The organism is Mesorhizobium sp. M7A.T.Ca.US.000.02.2.1 (assembly GCF_003996995.1).
GTDB lineage: Bacteria > Pseudomonadota > Alphaproteobacteria > Rhizobiales > Rhizobiaceae > Mesorhizobium.
Map to the genome: position 1 here is coordinate 1 of NZ_RZTT01000729.1, position 1,527 is coordinate 1,527.

A 1,527-nucleotide genomic window follows, 5' to 3' on the forward strand; every position below is an offset into this window, starting at 1 on the left:
AGCAAGCGTGAACAGAAAGACCAGCAGCCCCAGCTTGATAAGCAGCAGCCTTCCATAGGCGGTCTCGACCAAAGCCGCGGGTGTCTGCACCTGGATGACGGCAAGCACGATGCCGGCAGCGGCAAGCACGGCCACCACGGGCAGGATCGCCCAAGAAAACCGCCGCAGGAATGGCGTGGCCCCCGCCGATTGCCCCTTCAGCGCTAGCCCGAGTGGGATCAATGCGCCGGCCCACAACGCGATGCCGACGCCGTGCAGGAACACCATCGGCCGCGTCAGCCATTGCGGCTCGGCGGCACTGGCATGGCCGCTGGCGGCAAGGGCAACCCCCACCCCGGCCAGGCCGGCCAGCGCCAATGGTTTGGCGGTGGCGCGGGGACCGGCCAGCGACAGCAGGCCAAGGCCCAGCGCGATCAGCGCGACCAGCACTGTCCAGCCGAAACTGGTGTCGAGCCCGGTCCGCCAGACGACCGATTGTGCCAGATGGGAGAGCGGCGCCCCCAATGCGTCCAGACCTTGCAAGCCGAGCGACAGGCACGACGCGACCAGCCCGCTCAGGATTGCAGCTGCAACGAAGCGCTGCCCGGCACGGCCACTTCCGGCCAACCAGGCAAGCGCGAAGGCGCCGCCAACGCCGAGGAAAAGGCCGACGTAGAGAAAGATTTTGCCCGTCCAGATAGCCGACCGCAACGGCCAGTCGACGGCTTCGGATACGGCGGGCGGCTCGCTGGGCGCGCCGATGGAAAACAGCAGCGATCCGCCGACGGGATGACCGTCTGCGGAGATGACGCGCCAGCTCAAGACATGCGTGCCGGACTTGAGCGGCTGCGGATTGTCGATCTCGACGGTCTGGTCGCTGAGACGAAAGGCGGTCAGTGGAACCGGCGTGCCGTCGGGCCGCACCAGGGTCAGCACCAGCGGCGAGACCGGTTCGCTGAAAGTCAGCGAGAACTGCGCCGGACCCTGTGCCAGCACCGCGCCGTCGGCCGGGTCGGCCTTGATCAGCGCGGCATGGGCAAAGGCCTGATCTGGCAGGGCAAGGCCGGCAAGAAACACGATCACGGCCGACAGGCCGACGGCAAGCCGCCCGGCGCGTTTGCAGGCCATGGAAACCGTTTGCAGGAGGGAGGTCGTGCTCATGTCACCGCCACGAAAAAGAGCGGCGCGCTCGAATGAGTGCGCCGCTTGGGAGATCATTTCTTCGGCAGCAGCTTGATGCCGGGTGCCGGGCTTTCCAGCGCGTCTTCATCCTGCCCTGCCGCTGGAATCTCGATCCAGCGATCGGCGGCGCCATCGCATTCCTGGACCACCGGGAAGTATAGTTTTTGGCCCGCCGGGAGATCCGCCGTCAGCGTCGCGCGGAAGACGAACTCGTCATAGAATTCATCGGGCAGGCTGCCGCCGCTCCAGTCGACCTCCTTGACCCCGTCGGCAACCGCCTGACCGTAGAGCTGGTAGGATTTGTCGTACTTGCCCTTCTTGGTCTGCAGCGTCCAGCCAGGCTTCGGCATCGGCTTCACCGCGATC

The 1,527-nt window shown here is 66.5% G+C and carries 2 protein-coding genes; both read right to left on the reverse strand.

Features of this window, described 5'->3' with window-relative positions:
- A partial coding sequence (locus tag EOD15_RS34055) for a copper resistance CopC/CopD family protein (RefSeq protein ID WP_127409288.1) occupies positions 1-1,140 on the reverse strand: 1,140 nt, incomplete at its 3' end.
- Between the two features lie 53 nt (positions 1,141-1,193).
- A partial coding sequence (locus EOD15_RS34060) for a DUF1775 domain-containing protein (protein WP_127409289.1) occupies positions 1,194-1,527 on the reverse strand: 334 nt, incomplete at its 5' end.